This is a genomic window from Vibrio ezurae NBRC 102218 (assembly GCF_000467185.1).
Taxonomy (GTDB): Bacteria; Pseudomonadota; Gammaproteobacteria; order Enterobacterales; family Vibrionaceae; genus Vibrio; species Vibrio ezurae.
The window spans coordinates 11,035-27,674 of record NZ_BATM01000044.1 but is presented as its reverse complement, the minus strand read 5'-3'; the positions used below and the strand labels follow the sequence as shown (position 1 = coordinate 27,674).

At 41.9% G+C, this 16,640-nt stretch carries 14 protein-coding genes; 9 read left to right on the top strand and 5 right to left on the bottom strand.

Features of this window, described 5'->3' with window-relative positions; translation table 11 throughout:
- Positions 1-400: 400 nt before the first annotated feature.
- Together VEZ01S_RS13060 and VEZ01S_RS13055 are read left to right on the top strand one after the other, a co-directional pair.
- A complete protein-coding gene (locus tag VEZ01S_RS13060) occupies positions 401-883 on the top strand; it encodes an arginine repressor (RefSeq protein ID WP_021714519.1) in 483 nt (160 codons plus the stop codon).
- A gap of 165 nt (positions 884-1,048) precedes the next feature.
- Entirely contained in the window at positions 1,049-2,140 is a 1,092-nt protein-coding gene (locus tag VEZ01S_RS13055) for a DUF3541 domain-containing protein (RefSeq protein ID WP_021714518.1), read from the top strand.
- 113 nt (positions 2,141-2,253) lie between these two features.
- Here the strand turns inward: VEZ01S_RS13055 and hpf are convergent, their stop codons facing one another.
- A complete protein-coding gene (gene hpf, locus VEZ01S_RS13050; protein ID WP_021714517.1) occupies positions 2,254-2,610 on the bottom strand; it encodes a ribosome hibernation-promoting factor, HPF/YfiA family in 357 nt (118 codons plus the stop codon).
- 634 nt (positions 2,611-3,244) lie between these two features.
- On the opposite strand from hpf, the gene VEZ01S_RS13045 reads away from it, so the two are divergent.
- The 7 genes from VEZ01S_RS13045 (at position 3,245) to VEZ01S_RS13015 (ending at position 12,162) form a co-directional block, all read left to right on the top strand.
- The gene (locus VEZ01S_RS13045) at positions 3,245-5,323 is read left to right on the top strand and encodes a DUF4962 domain-containing protein (RefSeq protein WP_021714516.1); all 2,079 of its coding nucleotides are present in this window, start codon (positions 3,245-3,247) and stop codon (positions 5,321-5,323) included.
- Between the two features lie 288 nt (positions 5,324-5,611).
- Positions 5,612-6,508: a LysR family transcriptional regulator gene (locus VEZ01S_RS13040; RefSeq protein ID WP_021714515.1), complete on the top strand. Its 897-nt coding sequence runs from the start codon at positions 5,612-5,614 to the stop codon at positions 6,506-6,508.
- 221 nt (positions 6,509-6,729) lie between these two features.
- On the top strand, positions 6,730-7,158 hold the full coding sequence (locus tag VEZ01S_RS13035; RefSeq protein ID WP_021714514.1) for a universal stress protein: 429 nt from the start codon (positions 6,730-6,732) through the stop codon (positions 7,156-7,158).
- Between the two features lie 234 nt (positions 7,159-7,392).
- Positions 7,393-9,009, top strand: coding sequence for a phosphoethanolamine transferase (locus VEZ01S_RS13030; protein ID WP_021714513.1), 1,617 nt, complete (start codon positions 7,393-7,395; stop codon positions 9,007-9,009).
- A 320-nt stretch (positions 9,010-9,329) separates the two neighbouring features.
- Positions 9,330-10,289, top strand: coding sequence for a TRAP transporter substrate-binding protein (locus VEZ01S_RS13025; protein WP_021714512.1), 960 nt, complete (start codon positions 9,330-9,332; stop codon positions 10,287-10,289).
- Positions 10,290-10,355: 66 nt separating this feature from the next.
- Entirely contained in the window at positions 10,356-10,856 is a 501-nt protein-coding gene (locus VEZ01S_RS13020; RefSeq protein WP_021714511.1) for a TRAP transporter small permease, read from the top strand.
- 1 nt (position 10,857) lies between these two features.
- The gene (locus VEZ01S_RS13015) at positions 10,858-12,162 is read left to right on the top strand and encodes a TRAP transporter large permease (RefSeq protein WP_021714510.1); all 1,305 of its coding nucleotides are present in this window, start codon (positions 10,858-10,860) and stop codon (positions 12,160-12,162) included.
- Between the two features lie 103 nt (positions 12,163-12,265).
- On the opposite strand, the gene VEZ01S_RS13010 is transcribed toward VEZ01S_RS13015, so the two are convergent.
- From VEZ01S_RS13010 to VEZ01S_RS12995, 4 genes are all read right to left on the bottom strand, one after another.
- Entirely contained in the window at positions 12,266-13,165 is a 900-nt protein-coding gene (locus VEZ01S_RS13010; protein ID WP_174371953.1) for a DMT family transporter, read from the bottom strand.
- 231 nt (positions 13,166-13,396) lie between these two features.
- Complete coding sequence (locus VEZ01S_RS13005) at positions 13,397-13,840, bottom strand: DUF4234 domain-containing protein (RefSeq protein WP_021714508.1); 444 nt, start codon at positions 13,838-13,840, stop codon at positions 13,397-13,399.
- Positions 13,841-14,341: 501 nt separating this feature from the next.
- Entirely contained in the window at positions 14,342-15,709 is a 1,368-nt protein-coding gene (locus VEZ01S_RS13000; protein WP_021714507.1) for a TrkH family potassium uptake protein, read from the bottom strand.
- On the bottom strand, positions 15,706-16,368 hold the full coding sequence (locus tag VEZ01S_RS12995) for a potassium channel family protein (protein ID WP_021714506.1): 663 nt from the start codon (positions 16,366-16,368) through the stop codon (positions 15,706-15,708). Before VEZ01S_RS12995 ends, VEZ01S_RS13000 begins: the two co-directional genes overlap by 4 nt.
- Positions 16,369-16,640 lie beyond the last annotated feature (272 nt).

Sequence of the window (16,640 nt, the reverse complement as noted above, 5' to 3'; positions counted from 1 at the left end):
TTTGTTATGAAACAAAACATCTGACACTCGATGCGTTCATAAATAAGTCAAAGATATACAACAGGTTGCATCGTAAATAGAAGAAAACGTAAAGGAGATAAGGGTTGTATTTATTATTGAAAGGTAATTGTGCATATATGGAATGAGTGAATATTGCTGTTTTTCGGGGGGAATATCTTGATTAATGGTAAGACGTTACGTGGGTTAATAGCGAAAGATTATGACACTATGACTTATTTCTCGAAGTGAAATAAATGCCACACAACATATGCAACAGCTTGATTACAAATAAGAATTTTTTCTATTCAGTGATCTTGTTCAAATACCGTTTTTTGTTTCAATGCTATTATCCGGTCGCACAAAGTTTACTCATTAAATAGCCTTTCACGGTAGGAGCTCTATGGACACCCCCACATTAAATCGCATTCACAATAAAGACAAAACCTTAGAAAGCGTATGTAAACAAGTCCTAAGAGAGAATAGCTTTTATAATCAGAGTGAATTAAGAAGAAGCTTAATAGAGCATGGTTTTGAAGGTATTAGCCAATCGACCGTGTCTCGTTTACTTTGCCAACTAGGCGTCATTAAAGTGGCTAACTCTGTCGGTAAAAAGGTGTATTGTTTAGCACCAGAAAGCAGCCCAATCCGTTTTAATTCCTCGATTGCGTCTCAAATTGACTCCATTCAACATAATAAGGCTATGGTCGTGGTAAAAACCAAACCCGGCAGTGCACAACTTATCGCACGACTTATCGACTTTGATACCAACGCTTCGATTTTGGCTTCTATTGCTGGGGACGATACGGTACTGGTGATCCCACAAGATGTGGATAATATTGAGCAGTGTAAAGCCGCGGTATTCAACATATTGGACTTTAATTAATCGTCCGCTCTTCTTTTTTTAAACCGCCGCCGATTTGCCCAAACACACTCTTGCTTACAAAGACTCTTTTGCTTATATGACAATTAAATTTATGGTACGTATTTGAATACCAACTAAAATAAAATGACATATCACTTCTAGTTTGGGCTGAAAAGGTTTACTTAGATGACAAAGAAACGATGGCTGTTCATCGGTAAACTGAGTGTATTATTGGGTATAGGTTGCTACTGGCAATCTCACTCCCTTTCTTCATCGGAAACCTACCACAACTCTGCTGAGACCATCAAACACACCTACGAGCACGATCTCTTTACGTTATCGGCCTACAAACAAGAACACTTTGGCTTACGTTTATTTAGACAGACACAAGATCCGAAATATCTTACCCTTATCCAACAAAATATTGCAGATATCGCCATTAAGCTCAATCAGCTGGCGGACGATCTCGCCGAGCAAAAATCATTGGCGCCGTACGCAGAACAAAGATTAAATCAGTATCGACAAAGTCACAGTGAACGTAGCCAAAGACGACTGCAAGCCACTGTAGATAAACCGGAATACTTTTATTTGGGATTGGATCTGCTGCGTTATATGGCTCGCATTGACAGCTATGGGTTAAAACACAAAGATGATGTGCTATTTCGTCAACGTTTACTGGACTACCCTTTTGCCGCACTGTTCTCCAACCAAGAGATGATCCAAGCCTGGGCGGCGCAATTAGCCAATCAAGCGTATTGGTTGAAACAGTTAGAACTGGGCGATTACGTTGAGTTATATACTCAAACCTTGCAACAAACCTATCCTGATGACCAAGACCATTTGTTAACAAAAGAGCAGTATGAAAACAAAATATATGGGATGACCCATCTTGTTATTGCAGACTCTGGTTACTACCAACACTCGGTAAACGAGAGCGATCACCCTTGGGTATTCCACTACTTCAAAAACAATATCGACACGATTATTGCCAACACCAAACAAGACGTAATCTCAGAGGTGGGGATCAGTTTGTTGCTGGCGGGGCTGGATGATGATCCTGCTGTAGACAAAACCCGTCAGGCAATCCAACACTCCATCGATAAAAACGCAGGCTTGGTCCCTTCCGCGAAAGGAAACATTAACTACAATCTTGGAGAGCATCGCAATCTGTTGGCTATTTTACTATTGGACTGGCATCAACCCACAGTTGGACCAAACATCCACAGCATTCCGCAGATCTTTGAGTCTCTTCCTTACGGGTTAGAAAAGAAAGAATAAAATAGGTCAAGCTTGGTATTTTACAAGGTAATAAGCAATGCGCCGCTTATTACCTTTAGTGTAAGACTCAATACTTGACCCTATACGATAAGATGACAAGAAGAGTGAGGGCGTTAAACCAGTTTCATCTCTTGAATAATGTCAGAGGCAATTTCAGGTTTGGTACTGGTTGGCTTTTCATGTAAATCTGATTTCAACTGACCTTTACGGTTTCTCAGACCAACATCCAGTTTTTTCAGTGCCGCAGTAATGGCTGGGTACATGACATCATTGGTGGATTTAGCCGACACTCTCACGCCTTCGTAGTTGGTAAAGATTTCGACTTCATGATGGCCGTGTTCTTTGGTAATGATAATGTCGCAGCTGATAAGTTGTGGGAAATGAGCTTCTATCTTACTAAACTTACTTTCTATCTCGACGCGTGAATCTTCGGTAATGGATACATGATGTGTTTGAATATTTACTTTCATTGTCGCTACCTTTGTTATCACTGTATGATTTAAACTTAGCAAACAACAATGGGTTTCACCAAGAATCCTCAAAGACATCTGTGATTCACTTCTGCGTTATAAAATATTATTCCCCTCCCCCCTTGAATATGACCTACTTTGACAACATATTTTGCTCGCGCACAATCATCTCCTCTAAAAAACGGTTAAATACCACGCAAAATACGCACACGAGAAAATGTAACTAAATGTACGGCGCTGCATTCTTTTTATTAATATTTGAATATGAAAAGTATTACTTATAAACCTTTTCGCTGCTGACGTGTGTGTTGCCAACCATCCTTACCGTTTATTCAAATCCAGCTTATCTACTCTATAAAAATCAATAAGCTATGAATATCATCAACATAAATACTAGTACTTCAGAAACGTAAATAGCTCCGGATACTTTACTGGAGGCACGGATATAAATACTCCGATAAACGCAATACTTTCCTGACGTTAGTTGCAAAAGAAAATCTCGACCTGCGGAGGCGGTCACAAAACTGACTATTTGTTAAAATGGTCGTCGAGATTATAAATCAATTGTATTACAATAAGGTTTATCAGATTTTTATTTGTTCCCCCACACTACGATTTATTCACGGGAGTTCGTATGAGCAACGACAAAGCGCTTGATGCTATCAGAAAGATGAAGCTAGAGAATGATACGTCAGCAGGTAACTTGGTAGACCTTCTACCGATCGAAGTTCAAAAAAGAGACTTTGACCTATCATTTTTGGATACTCTTTCAGAAGCACGTCCACGTCTTCTAGTTCAAGGCGCTGACCTTGCAGAGTTTAAGGCTAAAGTAAAAGCCGATCCTTCTTTCTGTATGTATGATGACTTCATCAAGAACTCTACTGAAAAGTTCTATGATACTGAACCGTACGATGAGCCTCAGGCATACCCACCAGAAACAGTAGGTAAAGCTTCTCTTTGGCGTCCTTACTGGCGTCAAATGTACGTAGATTGCCAAATGGCAATGAACGCGACTCGTAACCTATCTATTGCAGGTATCGTTAACGACGACGACGCGCTAATTGCAAAAGCAAAAGCTTGGACTCTTAAACTTGCTACATACGATCCAGATGGCGTGACATCTCGTGGTTACAATGACGAAGCGGCTTTCCGTGTTATTGCAGCTATGGCTTGGGGTTACGACTGGCTAAACGCACACTTCACTGATGAAGAACGTGAAATCGTTAAGAACGCATTGATCACTCGTCTAGACGAAATCATGCATCACCTTAAAGTGACGGTTGATCTACTGAACAACCCACTGAACAGCCACGGTGTTCGTTCTATTTCTTCTGCTATTATCCCAACGTGTATCGCGCTTTACCACGATCACCCTAAAGCAGGCGAATACATTGCTTACGCACTAGAATACTACGCAGTACACTACCCACCATGGGGCGGTGAAGACGGCGGTTGGGCTGAAGGCCCTGACTACTGGAACACACAAACTGCATTCCTAGGCGAAGCATTCGACCTATTGAAAGCATACTGTGGCGTAGACATGTTCAACAAAACATTCTACGAAAACACAGGTGACTTCCCACTATACTGCATGCCTGTTCACTCTAAGCGCGCTAGCTTCTGTGACCAGTCTTCAATTGGTGATTTCCCAGGTCTAAAACTGGCTTACAACATCAAGCACTACGCAGGTGTTAACCAAAAACCAGAATACGTTTGGTACTACAACCAACTTAAAGCTCGTGATACTGAAGCGCACACTAAATTCTACAACTTCGGTTGGTGGGACTTCGGCTACGACGATCTTCGTTTCAACATCCTTTGGGATGCACCAGAAGAGAAAGCGCCTTCAAACGATCCATTGTTGAAAGTATTCCCAATCACTGGTTGGGCTGCATTCCACAACAAGATGACTGAGCGCGAAGAGCACGTTCACATGGTGTTCAAATGTTCTCCATTTGGCTCAATCAGCCACTCTCATGGTGATCAAAACGCATTTACTCTACACGCATTTGGTGAAACTCTTGCGTCTATCACTGGCTACTACGGTGGTTTCGGTGTAGACATGCACACTAAATGGCGTCGTCACACGTTCTCTAAAAACCTTCCTCTATTTGGCGGTAAAGGTCAGTACGGTGAGAACAAAAATACTAAGTTTGAAGGTCACCAAGATCGCTACTGTATTGAAGCGGGCGGTAACATCACAGACTACGATACAGAATCTGATATCAAGATGGTTGAAGGTGATGCAACAGCATCATACAAATTCTTCGTTCCTGAAATCGAATCTTACAAGCGTAAAGTCTGGTTCGTTCAAGGTAAAGTATTCGTAGTTCAAGACAAAGCGACTCTTTCTGAAGAGAAAGACATGACTTGGCTAATGCACACAACTTACACTAACGAAGTGGCTGAGAAATCATTCACTATCCGTGGTGAAAAAGCGCATCTAGACGTACGCTTCATCAACGAATCTGAAGACAACATCACTTCTGTGAAAAATGTTGAAGGCTTCGGCGAAGTTGACCCATACGAATTCAAAGATCTTGAAATCCACCGTCACGTTGAAGTGGAATTCAAACCATCTAAAGAGCACAACATCCTAACTCTACTTGTTCCTAATAAGAACAACGGCGAGCAAGTTGAAGTGTCTCACAAATTAGTTGGCAACACTCTTGAGCTAACTGTTGATGGCGAAACAGCGACTATCGAACTGTAATTCTTTCGATACGCTAAGCTAAATGTGAAAGGCTCTAGATATTGTATCTAGAGCCTTTTTTATTGCATAAGGTACACTTAATCAGTTAACCCCTCGTTATGTTTCCATAACCAGTACGTCTACACCTCTCAACCGCTTCATCTCATATACATGTATAACTAAACAGTCATTGTATTAAAATCAACCGAAAAAACAGTTAGTTGTTCCTATATCTCAATTATCATTCGAAACTTTAGCACCTGTGTTGTATGTTAAAACAGTCTGTTCGAAGAGGGTGTAAGGAATCAAATGGCTAAACACTTCGATAATTTTTATATCTTTTGCCAAGTCGTTAAATTAGGCAGTATGAAAGCCGCAAGTGAGGAGCTAGAAATCCCTCTATCAACCGTAAGTAGACGCATTTCTACCTTAGAAGAAGATGTGAATACCCGCCTATTCATTCGCTCAAAAACCACCCTTACGCCCACCAGCACAGGCACCCAATATTATCAGCGTCTCGCGCCGCACTTTCTCAATCTTGCTGAAGAAATCGATAATATTAATAACGACAAAAATGACATTTCAGGTCGAGTTTCCATCGACTGTACTGATTTTGTATATCAGTACTTTATTAAAGACAAAGTGGAAGAGCTTTTAAGAAAATACCCTAAATTAAAATTAAAGTTCATCCCAGCTTCAGACACTTCTACATTAGACTCTGAGGCTGATATTGGTATTTTGGTGGGAGATCTACCAGACAGTAATCTCATCGCGAAAAAGCTCATGTCGATCAATGTAAAAATTGTCGCATCCCCTCACTTTATGCAAACACCGCCCACCAAGCTGGCGCAACTAAAAGAATTGGATTACATCGGCCATTTACAACATCAATTAATCACAGGCTACAATACGGCAAGCAGCCAGTTAGAAACGGTCAAACTGTACCCTAAAATTTCGCTAACCAGCGCCGAGTCAGTGGTCAATATGGCAAGAAACAATTTTGGTTTCGCCTTTGTGTCAGAATATATTGCTGAAAACGCCATCAAACAAGGTGAGTTAATTGAATGGATGACAGACTATGAGTTCCCTAGTCGCGACATCTCTTTGGTGTATCGCTACCGCGCACGCAAAACCAATGCACAACAAGTGGTGATTGATGCCATAGTGGCTGGTTTCAACGAGTACACAAAAACCCTACGTAAGTAACGTAGCAAGCTGTCAGTAATAAATGTTTCATTTTGTTCTAAGTCTCTGATTTGAGAACTGGCTTGCACACTTTCTCGGCAAATATAACTATTATTATACCAATCGAGTCATTAATGAGTCGTTGTAGCGGCTTTAGAGCCTTACTGCGACTCGATAATATCTGATCATTTGATTAGCATGATGAGTGGTTTTTAAGAGTTATTAATCGAAGGGGTGACGTTATGAACTACAAACATATTCTTGTCGCACTAGAGTTATCTGACGACAGTAAAGTACTGATCGAGAAAGCTTCTGCTCTAGCAAAAACATTTGAGGCTGAGGTTTCCTTTGTCCATATCGATGGGTCGCATGGAGAGATATACACCGAACTTGTGGATATCTGTACCGATGGTCAAGAACCTCCGATTAAACGAACCTCTGTCGAACAATTGCAACAGCTTACTGGTAATGTCGATTTTCCATTAAAACACTTCCTAATCGGGACAGGGGATCTCAGCGATAAACTGCCAAATACCATTGCCGAGTACGGATGCGATCTATTAATCTGTGGTCACCATCATGATTTTTGGAGCACTATTATCTCTTACTCCAAACATCTCATCCATAACTCCCCTATCGACATATTAGTGGTGCCACTAGAAGGCCAATAATCACTGTGATTTAATGCCTTAATCGCATGACACCAAACAGTATATCGATCTGCTTGGTGTCATTAATTTATAGCTAAATCATTGTTGTTTATGGTTTTCCTAGAAAACAAAATAAGTTCCTTCCATTTTATTCAATCTTAATTCCCCCTTTCATACCCTAGGTACAATCTTGTCATTTTCTATACTTATTACATAATACTTCAATAGAAAAGTAGTATCCGTTTAGGAGGGGTAATGAAACGACTCAAACCGATGATAACGCCTCAATATCGTCTGATCTGGGGCTGTTCCCTATTATTTTCAGTCTTATTCAATTTAAGCTTTTTTAAACACTTTATCGATGCGTTTCCCTTATCGGAGGGAAATATCGGATTTGCGCTCAGCGCACTCATACTGTTAATTGCCGTACATGCGCTGTTTTTCTCACTGTTGGCCGGACGGTATTTTACCAAGGCGATACTCATTGCAGGCTTTTTCATCGGTGCAAGCGCGGCTTACTTTGCATGGACCTACGGTGTGGTGGTCGACACAACCATGCTGCAAAATATGCTACAAACAGACACCGCTGAAGCCTTTGGTTTACTCTCAACCCAGCTGGTATTGGTTGTGGCAGCCTTTGCAGTTTTGCCCGCCGTCCTCATTTATAGAGCCTCTTTACATTACCAGTCCTTATTTATTGAAATAAGAGCCAAAATAATCTCTGTCATGCTCGCTATAGTGGTCATCATGCTCGCTTTGTTGGCCTACTCAGCCAACTACGCCTCATTTTTCCGAGAATACAAAAGCGTGCGTTACTACAGTGCACCACTGTTTCCTATTTACTCTGTAGGGAAATACTTCAAAGGTAACCACAGTGATTTGCTCAAACCTGCTGCAGAAATGGAAAATGTGTCACCCGATGCCAAAATTGTTCATACCACAAAAGACGCGCATCAACTGATCGTACTCATTGTGGGTGAAACAGGACGAGCAGACCATTTTTCCTTAAACGGTTATTCACGACAAACAAACCCTAAACTGACTCAACGTAAGGGCGTCATCAGTTTTTCAAACATGACCAGTTGTGGCACATCCACAGCAGTCTCTGTACCGTGTATGTTCTCTTCTGATTCACGTAAACAATTCAGTAGTGATTCCATCTATGACAAGCTTAACGCTCTGGACACTCTCTCCATGAACAAAGTCGCAGTGCTGTGGCGCGACAATAATTCCACCTCAAAAGGCGTAGCAAAACGAGTGGAGTATCAGTCATTTAAATCACCGGACACGAACACTGTCTGCGACCCTGAATGCCGCGACACCGGTATGCTTATCGGGCTTGATGACTACGTTAGCCAACACCCTGATCAAGATATCGTGATCGTATTGCATTCCATGGGCAGTCATGGTCCAGAGTACTATAAACGCTATCCGGCCAAGTTTGAGCACTACACTCCTGTATGTAAGAGTAATCAGCTCGACAAATGTTCAAGTGAAGAGATCATTAATGCGTATGACAACACCATACTCTATACCGACCATTTTATAGACCAAAGCATTGAGTGGTTAGACACCTATTCAAAGCACTATCGCACGGCATTACTCTATATGAGCGATCATGGAGAATCACTCGGCGAAGATGATATTTACTTACACGGTATGCCCTATGCGTTTGCGCCAGAAGTCCAAAAGCACGTTGCGGCAATCGCGTGGTTAAGTGATTCATCACCCTTTAAAGCCCAAGAGGTTATGAAAAATAAAGACCGACCATTTTCACAAGATAACTTCTATTGCTCTGTGCTTTCCCTGCTGGAAGTGCAAACCAAAACCTGTCCAAGCGGCGCATCTATCTTTACTACCCCACAGCAGTAACTCCCTAATTAAGGGGCAGATTCAACTCTAGCCCCTGCTCTCTGCGCATCAACATTGCATTTTTATTTCTAGCACGACAAAAGCCAATATCGCGATTTGCTTAAACCGACAAAGTACTTGTCATATTTCATTACACAAACGATGAAACTGTGATCAGTTGCGGTAAAAATCAAACAAAAAAGCAGAATCTAACCGTTGCGAGAGTCAGATCCACAAATGAAGCTTATTTGTAATATAAGATTACCTACGAGATGCAAGCAAATGCATATTATTGGTTAATCCCAATATTTGAATAAAATTCCCAAAAAAGGATATAAGGAATGAAAAAGTCTCTCATAACACTTATCGCATCATCGGTGCTGTTCACCGTAGGTGCACAAGCAAAAACAATCACTCTTGGCCATGCAATGAACTTAAACAGTGCAGCCCATGCAGGGATGGTTATTTTTGCGGACAAGGTCAAAGAGAAATCAAATGGCGATATCACCGTTAAGATTTTTCCTAATGGCATGTTAGGTTCAGAACGTGATCAGGCTGAGCAAGTGGTCACCGGAGCACTAGATATGGCTAAAATCAATGGCTCACTCGCCGAGTCATTTGAACCTACCTACAAAGCTATTTCCATTCCTTATCTATTTCGCAGCTCAGATCACATGCACAGCTTTATGCGCAGTGATGCCGCTGAAAAGCTTCTGATGTCCAGCAAAGGCAAAGGCTTCATTGGCATCACACTCTACGACTCAGGCTCTCGAAGCTTCTACAGCTCAAAGCCAATTCATTCTCCAGACGATCTTGCGGGTCTTAAAATTCGTGTACCAGAATCACCCACTATGATGGAAATGGTGCGCTTGCTGGGTGCAAGAGCAACACCAGTACCTTTCACAGAGGTATACACTGCACTTCAACAAGGCGTTATTGATGCCGCTGAAAACAATATTTCTAGCCTAGTTGAAATGAAGCACTCTGAAGTTGCCAAGTTCTATGCGATGGACCAACACATGATGACTCCAGATCTGATCATGATTTCTGAGTCTACGTGGGCAAGTTTAAAACCTGAACAGCAAAAAATCGTTAAAGAAGCAGCTCTAGAATCCATGGAAGAGGAAATTAAAATCTGGGCGGCTACTGACGAGAAGAATATGAAAGTCGCGAAAGAATCTGGCGTCACTTTCATTGAAGTTGATACGAGCAAGTTCCGCGAGAAGGTACTTCCTATGATCAACAGCGCGAAAAAAGACCCTGCGCTGAAATACTACATCGACGCAATCGAAGCGTTGTAATCACACCCATATCAATGCCCTCCTTTCATGGAGGGCTTAATCTTTAGCTGTTGACGTGGAGGAAGGATGTTCTCAGTTTTACGTCAGTTCAAAACTTTTCTAGACAAGGCTATTTTGACATTTTGCGGGGTTGCAATTGTCACACTAGTCATCACCGTAACCTGGCAAGTCTTTAGCCGCTATGTACTCAATGATCCAAGCTCATTTACCGACGAGCTCGCTCGCTACACCATGATTTGGTTCGGGCTGGCTGGTGCCAGTTACTTATTTGGCAAAAATGGGCATCTTGCGATCACCCTTTTTATTGGTTCTGTTAAAGCCAAACACCGTAAATATTTTCATGTCGCAATCAACCTCATCTCAGTGGCTTTCATTAGCCTTGCGATGGTAAAAGGTGGAATGCTATTGATGAGCCGAACTATGACGCAATTTTCACCCGCGTTGCAAATTCCGATGGCCTACGTTTATCTCATTTTGCCTCTATCCGGAATTATCATGCTGACTTATATCGTATTGAGCACCCTTGAGATGTTTGCTCCAGCACAACCCGCACAGGAAGGTGAATAATATGGATATTTCAATTGGCTTCTGGCTATTGTGCTTATTTTTATTTCTTATCGCATTTAGCGTGCCCATTGCGATTGCTATCGCGATGTCCTCGTTGGTGATCATGTGTTCTATTCTCCCCACCAATGTTGCTTTTATGACAGCCGGTCAAAAAATAGTCACTGGTATCGATAGCTTTAGCTTACTCGCCATCCCCTTCTTTATCTTAGCAGGCAACATCATGAATCGCGGGGGCATTGCCGCGCGATTGGTGCAGTTTGCCAAGATACTTGTTGGACGTCTGCCCGGTGCACTTTCACACGTGAATGTTTTAGCTAATATGTTGTTTGGCTCAGTCTCAGGTTCGGCTGTAGCTGCCGCGGCAGCCGTTGGCAAAACCTTAGAACCCGAGCTAGAGAAAGAAGGTTATGATAAGTCGTATTCCACCGCAGTAAACGTCGCATCGTGCCCTGCTGGCTTGCTGATTCCGCCCAGTAACTCATTGATTGTATTTTCTGTGGTCAGTGGAGGCACATCCATAGCCGCCCTATTTATTGCCGGTTACGTGCCGGGAATCTTAATGGGATTAAGCTGTATGGTCGTGGCCTATATTATTGCTAAAAGACGAGGCTATCGAAGCGCGGCGGTTGAGCTCTCTATGCGAGAAAAGCTCATCATCACTTGGCGCGCAATCCCTAGTTTAGGCTTGGTCGTCGTCGTGATTGGGGGCATTATCGGCGGCATTTTTACCGCGACAGAAGGAGCCTGTATAGCGGTGCTGTATTCGTTCGGTTTATCACTGTGTTACCGAACATTAGGTACAAAAGAGCTCAAAACCATTTGTGTCGAAACCGCTGAGATCACTGGCATCATGCTATTTTTGATTGGCGCTTCCACCATTATGTCTTGGGCGATGGCGTTTACAGGATTGCCAAGTATGATCAGCGAGTGGATGCTGTCTATTTCAGATAACCCCATCATCATCTTCATCTTGATGAACATCATCTTGCTGATTGTCGGCATGTTCATGGACTTAACCCCAGCGGTGTTAATTTTCACACCAATATTCATGCCTATTGCCACGCAACTGGGTATGCACCCCATCCACTTCGCAATGATGATGATATTCAATTTATGTATTGGTATTGCCACGCCGCCAGTGGGAACCGCGCTGTTTGTCGGATGCAGTGTCAGCGGTGCGAGAATTGAAGGGGTGATTCGAGCTATATTGCCGTTCTGTGCGGTGCTCATTGCCACCCTACTGCTGATTACCTTTATTCCATCAATCAGCTTAGCTTTGCCAAGAGCCTTTGGCTTGATCAATTAATCACATGCTAGTCCAGCAACACAAAAGGCATGCAAAGCATGCCTTTTTACTGTTCAGTCGTATTACCGAACAAGTTACTTTGAAAATGTAACCCGTTAAACAATTAAACAATGCGCCGAGTATTTTTCAATAAAGACTTACCAAACACATTAATAAGCGCACCAGTCACAATTAAGCCGCCTCCCAAGTAAGTCCAAATAGAAGGGAGCTCATTGAATATCCATACGCCAAGCAAGGCCGAGAACACAATCTGAATATAAGAGTATGCCGACGCTTTACCCGCATCTTGAGTCTGCATCGCTTTAGTCAAACCGTACTGGCCAATTTGAGTAAAAATCCCCACTAGAACCAACATAATCGTGATAAACACGCTAGGCCAGGCAAATTCATTCCAAATTAATAACGTAGAAACAGGCAGCGCCACCAATGGGAAATACATGATGATGACGGAGCTATCTTCCGTTTGGCTAAGCTTTCTTACGATAATATAAGCAATTGAACTGCCAAAAGCGCCACACAAAGCAATACCGATACTAAATAGCGGCACATCACTCACACGTCCAACTAAGCTTGGCTGAACCATCACAAACACCCCCAGCAAGCAAAGCCCAATGCATATCATAGTGGATTTTTGAATGCGTTCTTTTAAAAACAAAAGCCCTAGCAACGCCGTCGACACTGGATGCACATATTGCAAAATAGTCGCTTCAGCAAGAGGCAAGGTGGTCAACGCGTAATAGACACACATCAAAGCAGACGTACCCACAACCCCACGCAACAAAAGCAATCGCTTATTATTACCCCATGGCGAAATCCCTTTCCGTTTAACATCAGCATAACTAATAACGAAAGAAACCAAAGCTCTCGCGGCAACGATTTCAAATACAGGAATACCGTAATTACTGATGTACTTCACGCAGGCAGACATCAACGCAAAACCCACCGCAGACAGCAGCATGAATCGAACCCCTACCGGGATTGATGAGAAAGAAGACGCAGGCATAGGGGGATAGACACCGTAAAAAGAAGAGGAGATCGAATCATATATTAATGTGGGCTTGTTCACCATTAGCAGTATATAAAAGAGTTAGTGGTATGATGAGGGTTCCCACCAAAAGGTGTGCCTAACAACCAAAGACGCCAGTTTGGAGTGAACGGTATCCACTACAAACTGGCGTCAGGCTATTAACAAGTTCAATAAAATACTGACTCAATAGCATTAATATTGAATATGCTACTGTGCCCCTGAAAGAACTTTTGATTTTTCAATTTCTTCTTCAAGTTCATTGATACAGAAGTTTATATAATAGATATTAAATAAGAACGTGTAAAAAGAATTCATTGAGTAATCTATTTTATGATCATTTAACATCATTTTTTGAATTGATTTCTTAGCTTTGAATGCCCAAACAATATAAACTATTCCAGATAACAGACTTAGCAAACTGGCCAATGTAGAAAAATCAGTTTCAGATGAAAGAAAGGAAGACCAACCTATCATTGCGGCCAAAACAATTATAATTTTGTAATCGAAGATCTTATCTTCTAATATATCCTCAATCACACTATTGTTTTTAAATAACCACATAGCATTATAGACACCTAACGTTAGAACTGACAGTAAAACCAAGGTTAATGTTTTGGTGTTAACTTTACTCTTCAATATATTGGCTTTCACTTCCTTTACTCCATGTGCATTTTTATAAAATAAATTCGCTTCGTTCGCATAAGTGATTAAGATTTTGCTAGAGGCACCGGCACTGCAAGCGTAAACTTTAGTTGTACAGTAGCTCCAATACTAAAAATAACTTTAATGCCTGCAATATTTTTTACTTGATTTACAAATATTTGACTCATTTTGAAAACACTATGTTACATCAGTTTATTCATATAAATAAGGTTAATAATATACTGTTACGCCATAAAAATATCAGCCTATATAACACAACAGCATTAATAATAAATCATTAACAAAGGTAGGGAGATTTAAATAAAACACGAAGACTTCCGTGAATATTTAGATATATGAAATGTCTTGTATAAAATATGGGAAATGGACTTTCGGTTCAATGCGAAATCGATCCGATATAAAATAGAAAAGCATACTTACCTGTAACGACACACGAGATATTCTCTTAGCCATTCATAATAAGTATGCTTAAAAGCTTTGTAGATGATGTTAACCTGTAAATACTGGCTCTTCAGGGTATCTCACTAAGGTTTTTTCTGGTCTCGCCAACATATAGGCTAAGGTCAAAGGCCCAATACGACCAATAATCATCACCACGATCATAATGAGTTTTCCTGGCTCTGAAAGTTCAGCGGTAAGCCCGGCACTGACGCCGACCGTCGCAAACGCGGAAATGGTTTCAAAGATAATCACTTTAAATGGCGCTTGCTCGGTAATCATGAGTCCAAACATCGCGAAGAACAGCAAGATGCCACTGACCACGATAATGGCTAATGAACGAGTCACTGTTTGACTGCCAATAGTGCGATGAAACAGCACCACATGTTTTTTCTGGCTCAAAAAGCTCCACGTTGCCAAGGTGGCAACAACAAAAGTCGATACTTTAATACCACCACCGGTTGAGGTTGAACCGGCGCCAATAAGCATGAGTAACATCATAAACAACATGGCAGGAGAGGTGAGAGACGATAGGTCAATACTGTTAAAGCCTGCGGTACGCGCTGTGGCAGACTGGAAGAATGCAGCTAACCATTGGTCTGAAGCGGATAAGCTGCCTAAAGTGGCGGCGTTGTGTCGCTCAAGCAACCAGAAGGCGAGCGTACCTACAATCAGTAAGATCGGAGTGCCAAGTAGCATTATCTTGGTATGCAGTTGTAGGTGTCGTACGCCTTTATGGAGATTTGCCGAGAGATCGCCCACAACAGTAAAACCAAGACCGCCTAGGATAAACAAAGCGGCAAGACAGCTAATCACTATCGGATCGCCAACAAAACCCACCAAGCTGTCTGAGAATAGAGAAAACCCTGCATTGTTAAATGCAGAAATCGAATGGAACAGTGCGTAAAACATACCCGTGCTCCACCCCATGTCAGGGACCCATCGATAGCTCAGAATTAAAAACCCGACAAACTCTGCCACTAGGGCAAAAATGATGATTTTTTTGACTAGTCGATGCAAATTAATGCGGCGATCTTGCCCTAATGCTTCCTTTGCTAACGCTTGCTGCTGCAATGACAAACGTACACCAAACATATAGAGAAGAACGGCGGATAAGGTCATCTGACCTAATCCACCTATCTGCATAAGGATCATCAATAAGATTTGACCGCTCAGCGTAAAGTGCTGACCAGTATCTACTACGCCTAGCCCCGTAACGCTAATGGCTGAAGTTGCGGTAAAAAGCGCATCCGTCATCGACAACCCAGAAACGGAGAAAATTGGCAGTGTCAGTAGTACCGCTGACGGAAATAGAATCAACAAAAAGCTAAGAACAATGATTCTTGGCTCCCCACCTTTACCGCCCTTTCTTTCAGGCCCTAAGCTGTATACTCGACTCTGGTGAATTCTTGGTATCATAATGTTCGTAGTTTTTGTGCAAGTATGACTTCAGGCCCAACAATAATAATCACATCCCCAATTTCTAAGCTCTTTTTATAGCTTGGTGAGGCAATCACTTCAGGCCCGCGCTTCAAAGCAATAACACTGACGCCCTCTTCTCGGCACAATGACATATCAGCCAATGATTTACCGAGCATTTTAGCGCTGACAATCACTTCAGTTAATGCAATACCACTGCCTAAAGGATGGAAATCCTTCACGCGTTTATCAATCATCTGGTTAGCGATACGAATGCCCATTTCTCTTTCGGGCATAATGACTCTATCCGCACCGACTTTATGCAAAATTCTCGCGTGGAATCGGTCATTGGCTTTGACCCAAACAGTTTTACAATGCGCTTCTTTTAAGACTAAGGTTGTCAAAATACTGGCGTTAATATCACTGCCGATGGCAATCATCACCATATCGTATTCTTCAAGTTTGAGTTCTGCGACCGTTTCCTCTTGCGCACAGTTCGCCACAATCACTTCTGTTGAATACTCTATGGCCGTTTTTACGCGCTCTTCATCAACATCAATAGCCAGTACCTGTGCACCTGCTCGGCTTAACTCCTGACAAACCGACAAGCCAAATCTTCCCAGACCTATCACTGCATACTGCTTTTTCGCTGATCTCATCTACTTCCTCCAATGACGCTATTTGGTTCAACTACAACCGTTGCGATTTTCAGTATAGTAAACATCTGATTTACATAACGAAATATTGAATAATTAAAAGATAGTTATCAAAGTTCTTAAATTTTACATACTCGCTCAATTTACACTGTAAAGATTAACCACCTGTTGCGGCTGTGCTTGTCATACTTACCATTAAGATAATTACAAATAGAAACATTCTCTCAACAACACGATGCACGTACACACTATAAATTCTTATGCTTAATATTGAT

Excerpts from the sequence above, each read along its gene's own strand:
- VEZ01S_RS13055 (WP_021714518.1), top strand. The coding sequence starts at position 1,049 with ATGACAAAGAAACGATGGCTGTTCATCGGTAAACTGAGTGTATTATTG.
- VEZ01S_RS13020 (WP_021714511.1), top strand. The coding sequence starts at position 10,356 with ATGTTCTCAGTTTTACGTCAGTTCAAAACTTTTCTAGACAAGGCTATT.
- VEZ01S_RS13015 (WP_021714510.1), top strand. The coding sequence starts at position 10,858 with ATGGATATTTCAATTGGCTTCTGGCTATTGTGCTTATTTTTATTTCTT.
- VEZ01S_RS13060 (WP_021714519.1), top strand. The coding sequence starts at position 401 with ATGGACACCCCCACATTAAATCGCATTCACAATAAAGACAAAACCTTA.
- VEZ01S_RS13045 (WP_021714516.1), top strand. The coding sequence starts at position 3,245 with ATGAGCAACGACAAAGCGCTTGATGCTATCAGAAAGATGAAGCTAGAG.
- VEZ01S_RS12995 (WP_021714506.1), bottom strand. The coding sequence starts at position 16,368 with ATGAGATCAGCGAAAAAGCAGTATGCAGTGATAGGTCTGGGAAGATTT.
- hpf (WP_021714517.1), bottom strand. The coding sequence starts at position 2,610 with ATGAAAGTAAATATTCAAACACATCATGTATCCATTACCGAAGATTCA.
- VEZ01S_RS13010 (WP_174371953.1), bottom strand. The coding sequence starts at position 13,165 with ATGCCTGCGTCTTCTTTCTCATCAATCCCGGTAGGGGTTCGATTCATG.
- VEZ01S_RS13030 (WP_021714513.1), top strand. The coding sequence starts at position 7,393 with ATGAAACGACTCAAACCGATGATAACGCCTCAATATCGTCTGATCTGG.
- VEZ01S_RS13035 (WP_021714514.1), top strand. The coding sequence starts at position 6,730 with ATGAACTACAAACATATTCTTGTCGCACTAGAGTTATCTGACGACAGT.
- VEZ01S_RS13040 (WP_021714515.1), top strand. The coding sequence starts at position 5,612 with ATGGCTAAACACTTCGATAATTTTTATATCTTTTGCCAAGTCGTTAAA.
- VEZ01S_RS13025 (WP_021714512.1), top strand. The coding sequence starts at position 9,330 with ATGAAAAAGTCTCTCATAACACTTATCGCATCATCGGTGCTGTTCACC.
- VEZ01S_RS13000 (WP_021714507.1), bottom strand. The coding sequence starts at position 15,709 with ATGATACCAAGAATTCACCAGAGTCGAGTATACAGCTTAGGGCCTGAA.